The organism is Streptomyces sp. NPDC005195 (assembly GCF_040608315.1).
GTDB classification, from domain to species: domain Bacteria; phylum Actinomycetota; class Actinomycetes; order Streptomycetales; family Streptomycetaceae; genus Streptomyces; species Streptomyces kaempferi.
The window spans coordinates 1-16,615 of record NZ_JBEXHZ010000020.1 but is presented as its reverse complement, the minus strand read 5'-3'; the positions used below and the strand labels follow the sequence as shown (position 1 = coordinate 16,615).

General features: G+C 69.2%; 13 protein-coding genes. 4 read left to right on the top strand and 9 right to left on the bottom strand.

Annotated elements, in window-relative coordinates; all coding sequences use genetic code 11:
- Positions 1-4: 4 nt before the first annotated feature.
- On the bottom strand, positions 5-1,111 hold the full coding sequence (rlmN, locus tag ABZV34_RS21200; RefSeq protein ID WP_356278683.1) for a 23S rRNA (adenine(2503)-C(2))-methyltransferase RlmN: 1,107 nt from the start codon (positions 1,109-1,111) through the stop codon (positions 5-7).
- A 374-nt stretch (positions 1,112-1,485) separates the two neighbouring features.
- Between rlmN and ABZV34_RS21195 the strand changes: the two genes are divergently transcribed.
- Positions 1,486-2,883, top strand: a complete 1,398-nt coding sequence (locus ABZV34_RS21195) for a PAS domain-containing protein (RefSeq protein ID WP_356278680.1) — start codon at positions 1,486-1,488, stop codon at positions 2,881-2,883.
- Positions 2,775-3,455: a PP2C family protein-serine/threonine phosphatase gene (locus tag ABZV34_RS21190; protein WP_356278677.1), complete on the top strand. Its 681-nt coding sequence runs from the start codon at positions 2,775-2,777 to the stop codon at positions 3,453-3,455. The genes ABZV34_RS21195 and ABZV34_RS21190 overlap by 109 nt, the downstream gene beginning before the upstream one ends.
- Positions 3,456-4,706: 1,251 nt before the next feature.
- Here the strand turns inward: ABZV34_RS21190 and ABZV34_RS21185 are convergent.
- Both ABZV34_RS21185 and ABZV34_RS21180 read right to left on the bottom strand, forming a co-directional pair.
- The gene (locus tag ABZV34_RS21185) at positions 4,707-5,987 is read right to left on the bottom strand and encodes an MFS transporter (RefSeq protein ID WP_356278674.1); all 1,281 of its coding nucleotides are present in this window, start codon (positions 5,985-5,987) and stop codon (positions 4,707-4,709) included.
- Positions 5,988-6,096: 109 nt separating this feature from the next.
- Positions 6,097-6,675 carry a TetR/AcrR family transcriptional regulator gene (locus tag ABZV34_RS21180; RefSeq protein WP_356278671.1) on the bottom strand — a complete coding sequence of 193 codons (579 nt, stop codon included), beginning with the start codon at positions 6,673-6,675 and terminating at the stop codon, positions 6,097-6,099.
- A gap of 350 nt (positions 6,676-7,025) precedes the next feature.
- Here ABZV34_RS21180 and ABZV34_RS21175 point away from each other — a divergent pair, with 350 nt between their 5' ends.
- Complete coding sequence (locus ABZV34_RS21175) at positions 7,026-7,550, top strand: SMI1/KNR4 family protein (RefSeq protein ID WP_356278668.1); 525 nt, start codon at positions 7,026-7,028, stop codon at positions 7,548-7,550.
- A 261-nt stretch (positions 7,551-7,811) separates the two neighbouring features.
- On the opposite strand, the gene ABZV34_RS21170 is transcribed toward ABZV34_RS21175, so the two are convergent.
- From ABZV34_RS21170 to rpsB, 6 genes are all read right to left on the bottom strand, one after another.
- On the bottom strand, positions 7,812-10,241 hold the full coding sequence (locus tag ABZV34_RS21170) for a SpoIIE family protein phosphatase (RefSeq protein WP_356278666.1): 2,430 nt from the start codon (positions 10,239-10,241) through the stop codon (positions 7,812-7,814).
- 464 nt (positions 10,242-10,705) lie between these two features.
- Entirely contained in the window at positions 10,706-11,833 is a 1,128-nt protein-coding gene (locus ABZV34_RS21165) for a phosphatidate cytidylyltransferase (protein ID WP_356278665.1), read from the bottom strand.
- Positions 11,833-12,390, bottom strand: coding sequence for a ribosome recycling factor (gene frr, locus ABZV34_RS21160; RefSeq protein ID WP_356278662.1), 558 nt, complete (start codon positions 12,388-12,390; stop codon positions 11,833-11,835). The genes ABZV34_RS21165 and frr overlap by 1 nt, the downstream gene beginning before the upstream one ends.
- Positions 12,391-12,527: 137 nt before the next feature.
- Positions 12,528-13,298, bottom strand: a complete 771-nt coding sequence (pyrH, locus tag ABZV34_RS21155; RefSeq protein ID WP_356278659.1) for a UMP kinase — start codon at positions 13,296-13,298, stop codon at positions 12,528-12,530.
- 179 nt (positions 13,299-13,477) lie between these two features.
- Complete coding sequence (gene tsf / locus ABZV34_RS21150; RefSeq protein ID WP_356278656.1) at positions 13,478-14,314, bottom strand: translation elongation factor Ts; 837 nt, start codon at positions 14,312-14,314, stop codon at positions 13,478-13,480.
- Positions 14,315-14,409: 95 nt separating this feature from the next.
- Positions 14,410-15,357 carry a 30S ribosomal protein S2 gene (gene rpsB, locus ABZV34_RS21145; RefSeq protein WP_356278653.1) on the bottom strand — a complete coding sequence of 316 codons (948 nt, stop codon included), beginning with the start codon at positions 15,355-15,357 and terminating at the stop codon, positions 14,410-14,412.
- A gap of 270 nt (positions 15,358-15,627) precedes the next feature.
- On the opposite strand from rpsB, the gene ABZV34_RS21140 reads away from it, so the two are divergent.
- Positions 15,628-16,290, top strand: coding sequence for a M23 family metallopeptidase (locus ABZV34_RS21140; RefSeq protein WP_356278650.1), 663 nt, complete (start codon positions 15,628-15,630; stop codon positions 16,288-16,290).
- The last annotated feature ends 325 nt before the right edge of the window (positions 16,291-16,615 follow it).

Below are 16,615 nucleotides of genomic sequence, written 5' to 3'. Positions count from 1 at the left end.
CAGACTATCGCTCGGTCGCCGCGAGCTGGCCGCACGCCCCGTCGATCTCCTGGCCCCGGGTGTCCCGGACGGTGACGGGTACGCCGTGGGCCGCGATGGCCTCGACGAACGCCTTCTCGTCCTCGGGCCGCGAGGCGGTCCACTTGGAGCCCGGGGTGGGGTTCAGGGGGATGAGGTTGACGTGCACGGGCTTGCCCCTGAGCAGCCGGCCGAGCCGGTCACCGCGCCAGGCCTGGTCGTTGATGTCCCGGATGAGGGCGTACTCGATGGAGAGCCGGCGCCCCGACCTGGCCGCGTACTCCCAGCCCGCGTCGAGCACCTCCCGCACCTTCCACCGCGTGTTCACGGGGACGAGGGTGTCGCGCAGCTCGTCGTCCGGTGCGTGCAGGGAGATGGCGAGGCGGCACTTGAAGCCCTCGTCGGAGAACCGGTGGATGGCCGGGACCAGTCCGACCGTCGACACGGTGATGCCGCGCTGGGAGAGTCCCACGCCGTCCGGCTCGGGGTCGGTGAGCGCGCGGATGGCGCCCACGACCCGCTTGTAGTTGGCGAGCGGCTCGCCCATCCCCATGAAGACGATGTTGCTCAGCCGCGCCGGGCCGCCGGGGATCTCCCCGTCCCGCAGCGCCCGCATGCCGTCCACGATCTGGTGCACGATCTCGCCGGTCGACAGGTTCCGGTCGAGTCCGGCCTGGCCCGTGGCACAGAACGGGCAGTTCATCCCGCAGCCCGCCTGGGAGCTGATGCACATGGTCACCCGGTCCGGGTAGCGCATCAGCACGGACTCGACGAGCGTGCCGTCGAAGAGCCGCCACAGGGTCTTGCGCGTGGTGTCCTGGTCGGTCGACAGATGCCGTACGACGGTCATCAGCTCGGGAAGCAGCGCTTCCTGGAGCTTGCCGCGCGCGGCGGCCGGGATGTCCGTCCACTCCGCGGGGTCGTGCGCGTACCGCGCGAAGTAGTGCTGCGAGAGCTGCTTGGCGCGAAACGGCTTCTCCCCGATCTCGGCAACCGCCTCTTTACGCTCGGCGGGCGTGAGATCGGCGAGGTGCCGCGGCGGCTTCTTGGCTCCGCGGGGGGCGACGAATGTGAGTTCTCCGGGCTTCGGCATAACCCTTCCAGTGTCGCAGATCAACTCGACTGGCCCAGGCCGGAGCGGGGTGGGGGTGGTCACCCGTGGGCGTCGGCTGTCAGCGTGGGTCGGCCTCGCACGGCCCAGGGACGGCCCAGAAGACTGCCCGCGCGTCGCCGACATGATCCAGATCGCGTCCGCCCAGGGCCGTCACCGCGAGAGCGAGGTCGCCGCTACGGGCACTGGCACTGGCACTGGCACTGGCACTGGCACTCAGCGACCGTGTCACCGAACCAAGTTCCTGCCGTCGCCCTTCGACGCAGGCGGTCGGACACCCCCTTCATTGAGACATCACAGCAAAATGCGCGAACATGGCTGAAGAGGCTGTTTTGGTATGCACCAGGGAGCCACGGATGGACGCCTCGGACGAACTTCATCGAAGGGCTTGCCCGTCGGCTCTTCTGACGCTGGACGGTGCCCTGCGCGACCTCAACGCTGCCATGGCCACGGCGCTGGGCAGGCCGGCGGAGCAGTGCCTGGGACGTGACTTCGTGGACCTGTGGCCTGCCAGCCAGCGGATGTCGGCCGAAAGTCTGGTGGCCCACGCCGCCAGGGCGGATGCGGTCGCCATGCGGGAGCTGCACTTTCCCGGGCAACACGGAATACCCGTTACCTGTTTGTTCGAGGCGCGACCGGTGAAGGATCCCGCCGGTGACAAGCGGCTGATACGGGTGCGCGTCCTGGATGCACGAAACGACCTGGCCAGCCTGCTGATCCCGTTCCGGCTGGCCACCGCGGCCGCCGGCCTCGGCCTGTGGATGTACTCACCCGAGAGAGACCAGCTGGAGTGGCTCGGTGGCCTACCCAGCCTGGTCGGGCTCGTCCCGGATCCAACTGCGCCGATGTCCAAAATAATCTCGGCAATACACCCCGACGACAGGGAGGCCTTCCAGCAGCTCCTGCGCTCGGCCTCCATCCAGCGGTCCCCCTGGGTGAGGCAGCGCTACCACACCGCGCATGACGGCTGGCACCGACTGGCCGTTCAGGTCAGTCGGCTCCAGCTGGGCTTCGACGGCCCCGAACGGGTCTTCGTGGTGATCCGCGACGACACCAAGCAGGAGAAGCGCAAGCAGAAGGCGCAGGCCGCGCTGACTGCCGAGCGACAGCGCGCCAAGGACACCGCCGACTTCTCCTCCGCTTTGATCACCGCAGCCACGGAGCAGGAACTGCAGCAGGTCGTCCTGACCCGGCTCGCCGCGACCTTCGACGCCTTCGGCACCGTGCTCGCACTCGTCGACGACAACCGCCTGTGCATCTCCACCGATGCCAGGAGAGACATGCGCGAGGTCGAGGCCCTGCACGGCCTGCGGCTGGACCAGCCGATCCCGCTGTCAGAGGTCATCCGTACCGGCAAGCCGCAGTTCATCACCGACCGGAAGGACTTCACCCGCCGCTGGCCGCACGCCCCGCTTCTGCGGTTCCTCCAGCTCGGCTCCGACTACGCCATCTCGATATCACCCCCCTCGGCGAGCCCGGCGATCAGCCACTCGGCGCCTGGTCGATGCTCTACCCGCGCGGATACCTGTCGTCCCTGGATGAGCAGACCCTCGTGGGCACGCTGGCCCGTCTGGCCGGCCAGGCACTCAAGCGGATCAGGTTGCAACAGGCACACGTCGAGCTGGCCACGGCGCTGCAGCAGACCATGCTCCCCACGCTGCCCGAGCACCTCCCGGGCCTGGAGGTCGCCGCCCGCTACCGACCCAGCCGGGACGGGCTGGACATCGGCGGGGACTGGTACGACGCCTTCGTGATGCCCGACGGTGCGATCGCCCTGGAGATCGGCGACGTCCAGGGGCACGACGTGGACGCCGCCGCCTTCATGGGACAGGTCCGCTTGTCCCTGCGCGCGATCGCTGCCCAGGAACCGGATCCTGGAACCGTGCTGACCCGCACCAACGACCTACTCCTCACGACCGCTCCCGCACGATTCGCCAGCTGCACCCTGCTGCACATCGACCCGCACGATGGACAGGTCACCGGCACCAGCGCCGGCCATGTGCCGCTGCTGTGCGCACGCAGAGACGGCAGCCACGAGGTCCGCGAGCTGCCGGGCGGGCCGGTCCTGGGCGTCCTGCCCGGCACCGAATACCGCGAGGGGACCTTCACCCTGGACGACGACAGCACGCTGATCATGGTCACCGACGGCGCGGTCGAAGGACCAGGCCTGACGCTGGAAGCCGGACTGGAACGAGCCGGAACACTGGCCGCCCAAGCCGTCCACGACGGACTGAACGCCGAGGAGACCGCCGACCGCGTCCTCGACGCCGCGATCGCGGTCGACCACCTCGACGACGTGGCCGTGCTGGTCATACGACGCGCATGACGACGCCCGCGTCCGCGTCCTGCCACCCCTTTATGCGGGCCCCACTGCAAGACCTGGTGCTCATACTTTGCTCGTCTACGCGTTCTTTACCGCATCGTGCGGGGTGGAAGGTGCTCTTGAAGAAGGGCCGACGGTCCGTTCGAGGGGGCCTGGTGGTGCAGGGCCTTGGTGTGATCGCTGTCGGACTGGCCATGCTGGTGTACGGCGCTGCAGCACGGTGAACGACTCCGCCGCTGAGCCGCAATGCCTGGTCCGCCGCGACCGAAGGTCCTACGTACTCACTGCCCCCTCAAAGCGAACTATGGGCGGCACGGTTGCCGAGGGTCGCTTGGCTGGTGAGACAGTCGCGCGCGACTGCCGGCGATCGATTCCGGTCGCGACGGTTGCTGTACCTCCCTGCTGTGCGGCAGGAAGGGTTCTGCTTGGATCAGTCGATGATTTCAGCTGGCACACCGGACGAGACACGAGAGAGAGCAGAGCTCGCGGTCTGGTTCGGCGGGGCCTCCTTGGCATGCTTGTTCTGCTGCCCGTTCTGGATACTGGTCAGCTTCGTCTCGCTCCCCATGGCACTCGTCGGGCTCGTGCGGGCCTGCGTGGAGTACCACGCGTCGAAGTCGGGTCGAGCGAGTAGGACGCGAGCTGTAGTGGGTGCCGTGCTGTCTCTCCTGGGGGCAGCAGCGGCGATCACCTACATGATCTTTCTGGCCAACCATCCCGATCTTCCCGTCCAGGAGTAGCAGGCGAACAGCCACCGCTCGAGGAGTGAGGTAGGGCGTCCAGGGGCGTGACCAGAGGATTCTTGGCACTTCCCGGGCGTGTCACGCAGGGGCAGCAGCACTGAGTGGTGTGCATCGTGAAGTTGCAGGTCATGGGGCTGGTGTGCGCGGGCTTCGGGATACTGGGCTGGTCGGCGGCCGGTGGCCGGTGGCCGGTGGCTACGGTGAAGATCGTCCGACTGGGCGGTCGGGGCGGTTTCTGGGGTTCTGCTGCGTCCGCCGCGAGCGTCCGCCTACGATCCGTCGCCCTGCGGATAGCGCCACCGGATCGCGGGGAGGGAGCGGGGTTGTCCGGGCTGGAGCGGATCACGGCTCGCCGAGGCGAGCTGGACGTGCTCGCCGAGGAGCTGGGCAAACGACTTGGGGAAGTCGGGGCGGAACGGGATGGTGTGTTCCCGAGACCGTTGCCGTTCACGTTCGCGACTTCGGGACGTCTTGGACACCGGTCCGGGGCGATTCCGATCGTGCAAAACGCTCAGGTCTGGTCAACGGTTTCCGGGATGCCGTCCGCGACAGGCTGCGTAGCCGGGGCCGAGGGGGCGGCGGCGCCGTCTGCCGTGAGGAATCCGGGACGCCGCGTGCGCGACAACATGAGCAGACCCATGACGAGCGCCGCGCCGAAGAAGACGCTGAAGGACACGGCGCCGGTGAGCAGACCCGCCGGCAGTCCGTGCGCGGTGACGACCCAGCCGAGCACGGGCGCCCCGATACCCTGGGCGAGGTATCCCGCGAGGTAGCCGCCGGACACCATGCTCGCGCGGTGGTGCGGCGCGGCGTAGGAGTTGAGGACGGTCAGCCCGCCGGCGAAGTCGAAGGCGTAGGCCGCGCCCGCGCACGCCGAGGCGAGGAGGAAGACCGCCATCGAGTGGGTGGCGCTGGTGACCACGAGAAGCCACACCGCGGCGACCGATCCGATCGCGCCGACCGTCACCAGGGTCCACGGTCCCAGACGCCGTGCCAGCAGGGCGCTGACTGCGATGAACGCCGCGAACACCGACAGCAGCGCGCCGGTGACCAGGGCGTTGGTCGATCCCGCCAACTGGTGGGCGATCTTCGCGCCGAGCGGCAGCACGATGGCGCCGAGCAGGAAGGACGACGCGAACGCGACCGCGCCGGCGGCGAAGACCCCGCGGTTGCCACGGGGGATGACGATCGCACGGACCCGCCACCGGGTGCGCGTCTCGTTCGCGGTGTGGTGCGGCATGCCGGCGACGAAGCAGATGACGACCGCGATCACGGCGGCGAGGACGAAGAAGTTCAGGTGCAGCGGAAAGGGGGCGTACTGGGTCAGGGCGCCGCCGACCAGCATGGCCAGGGCGATACCGGACGAGGAGATGGCCGTGCCGATGGATCCGGCGCGCCCTCCCTTGCCCGGGGCGCTCAACTCCGCCATGGCCACGCTCGCCGGGCTCAGGGACAGGCCGACTCCGAGGCCCATGAACGCCCGTCCGGCCAGGAGCCAGGGGACGCCGTCGGCGAACGCGAAGAGGAGCACCCCGACGAGCTCGGCCAGCAGGCCGAGCAGCATGGCGGACCGCCGCCCGATGTGGTCGGACAGGTCACTGAACACGATCAGAACGGGGATCAGCGCGATCGGATAGGCGGCGAAGATCCAGGTCACCGTGGTCGTCGAGACGTGCCAGTCGGACTGGTAGAGCGGATAGGTCATCGTGGGGCACGCGCTGGTCCAGAGCGCGAGGGCGACGACGGCGCCTGCGGTCCAGAAGGCTGCACGGGTATGGAGGAAGGGTTGCACGAAATCACCTTTCTTGAACTGAAGGTACAAAATAAGGGCAGACGGGGCCCCGAGGCGCGGGGACGCCAGGGGACCGCCAGGGGTCAAAAGCCCGGAAGGGGGCTGACGGTCAGAGGGATTCCATCACCGCGTCGATGATGCGGGCCGGCCGCTCCGGCCCCTCGGCGACGCGCACCGCGAGCCGCAGCCCCACGGCGGTGTTCTGCAGCATGGCGGCCAGGCCGGCGGAGTCGCGTCCGGGCGAGATCTCCCCCGAACGCTGCCCCTCCTCGATCACGGCACGGAAGGCGCTCTCGATGCGGCCGAAGGCGCGGCGGACGAGATCGGTCGCCACCTCGTCGGTCCGCACCACCTCCGCCGCCGCGTTCACCGCCATGCAGCCGCGGCGGTCCGGGTCGGCGAGATCCGTCCGTACGAGGGCCTCAAGAGCGTTACGCAGGCGCACCTTCGCCGGTCCGGATTCCTCGAGCGCCTGCAGCATCACGCTCGCCTGCCGGTCGCGATAGCGCCGGAGCGCCTGCTCGAACAGCCGGCGCTTGCTGCCGAAGGCGTTGTAGAGGCTGCCTTTTCCGATCCCGAGGGCGTCCACCAGGTCCTGGGGCGTGGTGGACGCATACCCCTTCCGCCAGAACACCTCCATGGCCTGTTCCACCGCGACGTCCGGGTCGAACTGCTTGGGCCTTGTCATACGGGTGACCCTAACATGCAATTGGACCTCTAGGTCAAAAAAGAATCCGCACGTGACGGGTGCCTGATTCTCTGATGCGACTGAACCAGCGGACGCCGCAACCACAGGCAGCGCGCCGCCGGGCGCGGCCAGCCGGGGCGCAGACAGGAGGCAGGCCGCGCCGTTGAGGCGGCGCGCGCCCGCGCCGTGCGCGGGCCTTGATGAAGTTGGGAACGTTCCATCCCGCTGGGATGAGGAGCCGCCGGTCATGTCTCAGTTGATGCTTGGCGCCGGACGGTTGGCGAGCAAAGCGCGCGGCTGTCCATGGGCAGCAGTGATCCTGAGACATCAGTGGTCGCTAGCCTGTCCGCGTGATTCCTACCGATCGGCAGTTCCCTGCTGCCCTCGCCGCCGCGTTGGCGACTCCGTTCGACTACAACGACGGCGAGGGGGTCGACTTCGAACCCTTCCAAGCCTTCCTGTCTGCGGAGGAGACCACCGACTGGTTCCGGGCCTGGACTGGCAACGCGGAGCTGAGCGGCGACAGCTTCCGCGTGTTCGGCCAGGACGGCTCGGGCGGATACGCGGGGTTCTGGCTGATCCGCCCGAGCCGCCCACTCGTCGATCAGCCTGTGGTCTTCCTCGGTTCCGAGGGCGAGACCGGTGTCGTAGCGCGTGATCTGGGTGCCTTCTTGTGGCTGCTGGCCGGCGGTTTCGGCCCTTGGGAAGCAGCCACCTCGTACGAACCCGACTGGACCCCGTCCCTCGATCACGAACTGGTGGCCGTCGCGGAACAATTCGCGGCCGACCGGCAACAGCCGCCAGCTGCCGTCATTGAACAGGCGACCCGGGAATTCCCCGACTTCGATGACACCATCATGGAGCTCTGCCGCTGACTCGCTCGCATACCGTCATCCAGTGGGCCACGCCGGACTGCCGTGGCGAGCGAATGGGCCCCTTGGCCGCCCTCGACTGACCGGGGCTGACCGGGGCTGACCGGGGCTGACCGCCGGATCTGGCACCAATCCGGCCCGAATCCGGCACGCGGGCTCAGGGATTGACACGGTCCTGCGCGATGAGACGGCCGCCCCGGTGTCCGGCGGTGCCGGGATCGGTCACCTCGCGTGTGTGACGTCGGCGTCCCGGCGGGCGATCGATCAGCGGCGGGATATGTGGGCGAGGTCCACTTCGGCCCAGAGGACCTTGCCGCCCCGAGCCGGACGGGTGCCCCATCTGCGGGACAGCTGGGCGATCATGGCGAGGCCGCGGCCGTGCTCGTCGACGTTGCGCGTGCTGCGCATGCCCGGGGAGGAGAAGTCGGCACCGGACACCTCGACGGTCAGGACATCGTGTCGGATCAGACGCAGACCGATCGGACCGGCGCTGTGGCGGACGGCGTTGGTCACCAGGTGGCTGACGATCAGCTTCATGGAGCCCTGGAGCCCTTCCAGTCCCCACGCGGCCAGCTGACCGGCTGTCAGGTTCAGGGCGCGTTGGACGACGGTGCTGTCGCGGGGCAACGTCCAGGAGGCGACCTGGTCCGGGCTGAGCGTGCGGGTGCGGACCAGGAGCAGGCTGGCGTCGTCGCACGCCACCTGATCCTCGACGGGTGCCATCGCGCGGGTGCAGAGCTCTTCCAGGGACAGTTCCGGTGGGGAGAGGGCGGCGCCCAGGCGGTGCATTCCCTCGTCGATGTCGCCCTCGCGGGTCTCGATCATGCCGTCGGTGTACAGGGCGAGGAGGGTTCCCTCGGGCAGCTCCAGCTCCATGGTCTCGAAGACGGCTCCCAACCCGATGCCGAGCGGGGTGCCGGTGGGGAGATCGGGGAAGGTCACCTTGCCCCGCGGGTCGATGATCGCGGGCGGTGGGTGCCCGGCCGCTGCCATGGTGCACCGGCGGGTGGCCGGGTCGTAGACGGCATACAGACAGGTGGCGCCCACCACCGCGGGATTCCAGTCCTGAGCGTCGGCGTCGGCGTCCGCTTCCGCCAGCCGCAGGACCGTGTCATCCAGGCCGGCCAGCAGTTCGTCGGGGGGTACCTCCATGTCGGCGAGCGTGTGGACGGCGGTGCGGAGCCTGCCCATGGTCGCGGCGGCGTTGATGCCGTGTCCGACCACATCGCCGACGACGAGGGCCACCCGGGCGCCGGACAGCGGGATCACATCGAACCAGTCGCCCCCGACACCGCGGTCGATGTCGGCGGGCAGGTAGCGGGAGGCGGCCTCGACGGCCGCACCGCCACGCAGACGGTGAGGGCGCAGATTGCGTTGAAGCGCGAGGGCCGCGGTGTGCTCGCGGCGGTACTGGCGGGCCTTGTCCAACGACACCGCGGCGCGGCTGACGAGCTCTTCGGCCAGCAGCAGATCGGTCTCCTGGAAAGGCAGCGGATTCTCGGTGCGGATGAACACCGCCATGCCCAGCAGGACACGCCGTGCGCGGATGGGTACGACCATCACGGAGTGCATGCCATGGTCACGAATCCTCTGCGCCAGTGCCGGCGACGCGTCGATCCACCCGCCCGGGGTGGTGTCCACCGTCGGTTCCAGGTAGGACTTGCCGGTGCGCAGGACCATGGCGACGGGCGAGACGGGCGGAATGAGTGTCCGCTCACCGCGCACCCACGGGGACTCCGGCGCCCCTTGGTGGATCGAGGTCACGCCGACACGTCGGAGGACGGGGAGGCGCTCGCCGATCGAGCCGATGCGGACCGGCGTCCCCTCGCCGAACGGGACCGACTGCTCCAGATCCACGGCGACGCCGTCGGCGAACAGGGGCACGGCGAGATCGGCCAGTTCTTGACCGGTCTGCATCACATCCAGGGTGCTGCCGAGGCGCGTGCCGGCCTGGCTGAGGACGGTGAGGCGCTCGCGCTCCCGCCGGCTCTCGGCGACATCGACACTGATGGTGCACCCCCCCAGCGGCTTGCCGTCGGCGCCCAGGAGACAGGAGAACGAAACCGCCATCGGGCACTCGTCGATCAGAGGTGTCGGCAGCCACGTCCGGTATTCGTGGACCTTGGTGCTCCCGCTCCTCAGCACCCGCCGCATCATCGCCTCCGCGGCGTCGGTCTCGACACTGGGCCACGCGTCGGTGATCCCGAATCCAAGCCGCCGGTCACGGGAGATACCGTCGTGGCTCTCCATCACGTCGTTGACCCAGGTGCAACACAGCTCGAGGTCACGAACACAGACGCCGATCGGCGCGTGGTCAAGAATCGACCCCTGCACCCATACGTTCACCACGTCCCCGGACGGTGCGCCGATGTCGGTCGCGGACGCGAGCCACCGCACTGCTCCGTCCTGCCCCCCCAGCATCGAGATCCGCATGCCGACGGCGAGCATGCGGCCGTCCCGGTGGCGTACCGTCGTCGCGCCCGACCAGCCGTTCTGGGCACGGCACTGCCCGACGTACGCCGACATCGTCGGCGCTGCCTCGAAGCGCGGCAGGACGAGTGCGGCGGACCGGCCGACCACCTCGCCGGCGGAGTATCCGACAAGGTGCTCGGCGGCCTGCGTCCACGCGACCACCGTCCCCTGCTCGTCGAGCAGCGCAAACGCCGTGTCGGATATGTCAGACGCGTGTCTCACGTGATCGGTGCTGATCGCGGTCCTGGTCATCGACCTGTCGTCCTCGAATGGCTTGAGAATGAGTCATATGAGACATAGAAGTAAATTTGCCTCGCACGGTGCAATGACAGGACAGTGCTCCACCGTGTGACAACGTGGCAGCCGCGGCTGATACCACTTCGGTCGCGCAAGCCCGCCGAGGGGCCGGGAGGCGGGCGCAGCAAGTGGACGACAGCCGTGCGACAGCCTGGGAACGGCGCCCAGGGATCAGGCAACAGACCGGGCCACATCAGTTCCGGGCTTCGGCACAACCCTTCCAGGGTCGCCGATCAGCTCTACCGGCCCGGCCCGAAGCGGGGTGGAGCGGGGTGGGGGTGGTCACCTGTGGGCGGCATCCGTCGGCTTCGGCCGGCCTCGCACGCGAAGAGGGGCCCGCCGCCCCTGTGGACGACGGACCCCTCACCGACAAGGGACGAGAGCGCAGGTCAGCCCGACCCCACGAAGATCACCAACAGGAGCCAGACCACGGGTGCCGTCGGCAGGAGCGAGTCCAGGCGGTCCATGATGCCGCCGTGCCCCGGCAGCAGTGTGCCCATGTCCTTGATGCCCAGGTCCCGCTTGATCATGGACTCGCCGAGGTCGCCGAGCGTGGCGGTGGCCGCGACCGCGAGGCCGATGATCAGGCCCTGCCACCACGTGCCGTCCTCGATCAGGAACTGCAGGCACAGCGCGCCCCCGACCATGGCGAAGACGACCGCTCCGACCAGGCCCTCGCGGGTCTTGCCGGGGCTGATGCGGGGCGCGAGCTTGTGCTTGCCGAAGCGCCAGCCGATCGCGTACGCGCCGGTGTCGCTGACGACCGTCAGGAGCAGGAACGTCAGAACGCGGCGCGGGCCGTCGTCCGCGGTCAGCATCATCGCCACGAAGGTCGCCAGGAACGGTACGTAGAAGGCCGCGAAGACCCCCGCCGTGACGTCCTTGAGGTATCCCTCGGGCGGTTCCGTCATCCGCCAGACCAGTACCGCCAGCGCCGTGAGTGCCATCGCCACCCACGCGCCCTCGGCACCTCGTACGTAGCCGGCGACGACCATGGCCGCACCGCCGACCGCCAGTGGCACGAGCGGCGCCTTGATGCCCTTGCGTTCCTCGAGCCGCGAGGTGAGCTCCCACAGCCCCACCACCACGGCGACGGCGACCACACCGACGAAGACGGCCTTGACGACGAACAACGACGCGACGATCACCGCACCGAGCCCGACGCCCACCCCTATCGCAGCACCGAGGTCGCGACCTGCACTCTTCTTGGGTGCGGGGGCGGGCTGCGGGGCGGCGCTGGGCATGGACTCCTGCGGCTTCTGCGACGGGTTCCCGTAGGACCGCGCCGCCGGTGTGTCGTCGCGAACGGGGGGGCCGCTCAGCCGAGCGGCCCCCCGGTCGTCATCCTGGTCACCGCCGTGAGCGGGTCCCTCGGGCACGATGGGCATGGGGCGAGTGTGCTGCGCGTCATGCGCATCGTACGCGGGACCCGCCGGGCCTGCCCCCTGGGCAGACCCCTGGTCGGAGGGCCCCCAGTACCCGGCTTGCGGCGGCGCCCCCCAGGAAGAGTCGTTCATCAGACCTCGAGCAGCTCCGCTTCCTTGTGCTTCAGGAGCTCGTCCACCTGCGCGACGTACTTCGCGGTGGTGTCGTCGAGCTCCTTCTCCGCACGGCGGCCCTCGTCCTCGCCGACCTCGCCGTCCTTGACCAGCTTGTCGATGGTCTCCTTCGCCTTGCGGCGCACGGAGCGGATCGAGATCTTGGCGTCCTCACCCTTGGTCTTGGCGACCTTGATGAACTCCTTGCGGCGCTCCTGGGTCAGCTCCGGGAACACCACGCGGATGATGCTGCCGTCATTGCTCGGGTTGACGCCCAGGTCGGAGTCCCGGATCGCCTGTTCGATGTTGCGCAGCGCGGTCTTGTCGAACGGGGTGACCACGGCCATGCGCGGTTCGGGGACCGCGAACGAGGCCAGCTGGTTGATCGGCGTCAGCGCGCCGTAGTAGTCGGCCACGATCTTGTTGAACATCGCCGGGTGCGCACGGCCGGTACGGATCGCGCCGAAGTCCTCCTTGGCGACCACGACGGCCTTCTCCATCTTCTCCTCGGCCTCGAGGAGGGTCTCTTCGATCACCACTTGCTCCTGCGTGTCTTGAGTAGGCCCGGCAGCTGTTCCTCGTCGGGGCGGCAGCCGGCTGCGTCGCGTCTTGTTCCTGCACGGTTCCGGACCGGCAGGACATTGTCCATCCCCCGGTCAGGGTCCGTCCCGGGTCAGGCCCGGCCGCCTGGGTCACCCACGAGTGTGCCGATCTTCTCACCCTTGACGGCCCGCGCGATATTGCCCTCCGCCAAGAGTTCGAAGACCAGGATCGGCAGCTTGTTGTCACGGCACAGCGTGATGGCGGTCATGTCGGCGACCTTGAGGTCGCGGGTGATGACCTCGCCGTAGCCGAGCGAGTCGAACTTGACGGCCTCGGGGTTGGTCTTGGGGTCGGAGTCGTAGACCCCGTCCACCCCGTTCTTGCCCATCAGCAGGGCCTCGGCGTCGATCTCCAGGGCACGCTGGGCGGCCGTGGTGTCGGTGGAGAAGTAGGGCATGCCCATACCGGCGCCGAAAATGACCACACGGCCCTTCTCCAGGTGCCGTACGGCGCGCAGCGGGATGTACGGCTCGGCGACCTGTCCCATGGTGATGGCGGTCTGTACACGGCTGTCGATGCCCTCCTTCTCCAGGAAGTCCTGGAGGGCGAGGCAGTTCATCACCGTGCCGAGCATGCCCATGTAGTCGGAGCGTGCCCGGTCCATGCCGCGCTGCTGGAGTTCGGCGCCGCGGAAGAAGTTGCCGCCGCCGATGACGACGGCGATCTGGGCGCCCCCGCGCACGACGGCCGCGATCTCGCGGGCGATCTTGTGCACCACGTCGGGATCGACGCCCAGTCCGCCGCCACCGGCGAACGCCTCACCGGAAAGCTTCAGCATGAAGCGTCCGGTGCCTTTGCCGTCGTCGGTCTTCTCGCCCTTGTCGGCCTGGGTGCTGGTCATGGAGATCTCCTCATGGTGCACATACGAAGAAGGCCATTGCCGGTGGGGTGTTGGCTCCCATGCTCGGCAATGGCCTCCTCGTCAGATCTGCTGTCGTCCGGCACGCACACGCGCGTGCCGACGTACGCGGACGACTGCTGTCGACCCTATAGGGACCGCGCGTCGATCGCTGTACGGACTCAGATGCCGACCTTGATGCGCGCGAAGCGCTTCAGGGCGACACCGGCGTCGTCCAGCACCTGCTGGACGGACTTCTTCTGGTCCAGCGCGTAGGGCTGGCCCAGCAGGGTGGCCTCCTTGAAGAAGGCGTTGACGCGACCCTCGACGATCTTCGGGAGGGCGGCCTCGGGCTTGCCCTCGGCGCGGGTCGTCTCCTCCGCCACGCGGCGCTCGGACTCGACGATCTCGGCCGGGACGTCCTCACGGGAGAGGTACTTCGGGGCGAAGGCGGCGATGTGCTGCGCGATGCCCTTGGCGAGCACGGCGTCGGCCTTGTCCAGCTCGACCAGGACACCGATCTGCGGGGGCAGGTCAGGCATGGTGCGGTGCATGTACGCGGTCACGTAGGCACCGGAGAACTGGGCGAAGCGGTCCAGGACGATCTTCTCGCCCAGGTTGGCGTTGGCCTCGTCGACGAACGCCTGAACCGTCTTGCCGGACTCGATCTCGGAGCCCAGGAGGGCCGCGAGGTCGGCCGGGGAGGTCTTGGTGACGTGGTCGGCGATCTGGGCGGCGACGGCCTGGAACTTCTCGCCCTTGGCGACGAAGTCCGTCTCGCACTTCAGCTCGACCAGGACACCGGAGGTGTTGTCGTCGGCGATGACGGAGACCACGGCGCCGTTCTCGGCGGAGCGGCCCTCGCGCTTGGCGACGCCCTTCTGGCCCTTGATGCGCAGTTCCTCGACGGCCTTGTCGACGTTGCCGTCGGCCTCGTCCAGTGCCTTCTTGCAGTCCATCATGCCTGCGCCGGTGAGCTCACGGAGCTTCTTGACGTCGGCGGCGGTGTAGTTCGCCATGATTCCCGGAATCTCTCTCGAAGTCTGAAGATCTACGGGCCGGACGGCGGGGGCTTGGTGTGCCCCCGCCGTCCGTGACCCGAAGGGGTGAGGGGTCAGGCCTGCTCGGCGTCCGCGGCGGGGGTCTCGGCAGCAGCCTCGACGGGGGCCTCGACGGGGGTCTCGGCAGCAGCCTCGACGGCCTCGGCCTCGGCGGCGGGAGCCTCGGCCTGCTCGGCGTCGGCGACCTTCTCCGTCTCGGCGGAGGTCTGGACCTCGGCGTCGTCGGCCTTCTTCTCGCCCTCGAGGAGGTCACGCTCCCAGGCGGCGAGCGGCTCGCCCGCGGCCTTGTCACCCTCGGCCTTGCCGGCACCGGAGCGGGAGATGAGGCCCTCGGCGACGGCGTCGGCGATCACTCGGGTGAGCAGGGTGACGGAGCGGATCGCGTCGTCGTTGCCCGGGATCTTGTAGTCGACCTCGTCGGGGTCACAGTTGGTGTCGAGGATGGCGACGACCGGGATGTTGAGCTTCCGGGCCTCGCCGACCGCGATGTGCTCCTTCTTGGTGTCCACGATCCAGACGGCGCTGGGCACCTTCTGCATCTCGCGGATACCACCGAGGGTCTTCTCCAGCTTGGCCTTCTCGCGCGAGAGCACGAGAAGCTCCTTCTTGGTGAGACCCGAGGCCGCGACGTCCTCGAAGTCGATCTGCTCGAGCTCCTTGAGGCGCTGCAGACGCTTGTAGACGGTCGAGAAGTTGGTGAGCATGCCGCCCAGCCAGCGCTGGTTGACGTAGGGCATGCCGACGCGGGTGGCCTGCTCGGCGATGGCCTCCTGCGCCTGCTTCTTCGTGCCGACGAACATGACCGTGCCGCCGTGGGCGACGGTCTCCTTGACGAACTCGTAGGCGCGGTCGATGTACGACAGCGACTGGAGCAGGTCGATGATGTAGATGCCGTTGCGCTCCGTGAAGATGAAGCGCTTCATCTTCGGGTTCCAACGACGGGTCTGGTGACCGAAGTGGACGCCGCTTTCCAGCAGCTCCCGCATCGTGACGACGGCCATGGCCGTTCTCCTTGGTGTTCTCGGTTGTGCCGCGTGTGCCGGGCGGCACTCGCGCCTGACGCCCGCATTGCGCCTTGCCACGAGGGACCGAGGGGCGCTGACACCGGCTTTTGATGACCGCGTGTCGGGGCGTGCGAAGTCGACCCGGTGACCCGGATCGCCACGAGAAGTGTACGGGACCCGCGAGGTGCGGGGTGACGCCGCTGTCCACAACCGGCCGGTGGTCCACAGGCCCCCGCCAGGATCCGCCCGATGCGGGACCGTTCTCGCATGCGAGCGAAACGATGTGTGCGTACGTGGCTGGAGTTGCTGCCGGGAATCACGGCGGCCGCACTCGCCGTGCCGGCGGTGTCGGCCATGCCCCCCGCGCCGGGGCCGTCGCCGGTCGCCCTGGCCGTCCGGACGCCCTTGTCCCGGACGAACGGTCCCGCGCCTCCGGTCCCCGTGGAGCCGCCGGACGCCGACGCGAAGGTCCGGGCGGTCGCCCGCCTCTGGCCGGTGGGCACGCGCCCCTCGGTCCTGCGGGCCTGGCAGCCCCCGGCGACGCCCTATGGTCGCGGCCACCGGGGCGTGGACCTCGCGGCGGCCCCGGGCGACCCGGTCCGGTCCGTCGCCCCGGGCCGGGTCTCCTTCGCCGGCCGCGTCGCGGGCCGCGGAGCGGTCGCCGTCGAGTTGGCGGACACCGGCGACCCACCCCTGCGCACCACCTTCACCCCAGTACGGGCCACGGTGAAGAAGGGCGACGAGGTGGCCGCGGGCGAGGTCCTGGGAACGCTCGAAACGGACGGCTCCCACTGCCCCACGAGCTGCCTCCACTGGGGCCTTCTCAGAGACCGGACCTACCTTGACCCGCTCTCCCTGCTCCCCGCATGGCTGCTGCACCCCGCGCCGTCCCGGCTGCTGCCGGTACCGACAGCACTGAGACAGCCATGACCGCCTCCGCCTCCGCTACCGGGCACGGGGGTGGGCGCGGGGGCGGCACGGGCACAGGCACGCTTGCCGTCAGGACGGCACCGGTGGGCTCGTGAAACCCGGCAGGCGCGCGGAGGCGTAGCAGGGCGTGGGGCGCGCGGTGGGGGTGGGCGAGGCCGTGGGACGCGACGGGGGTGCCAGAGGGCGGGTGCGCGCACGGAGGGGCGGGGGCCGAGGGGAGGGGGGCGGGATGGGTAGGGGGAGTGCGGGGGGGAGACGGAGCAGGGGCGAGGGGGTTCAGCCTCGCAAGCCACCAAGGGCCATCGTGACCGCCGCCCCCCAAAAC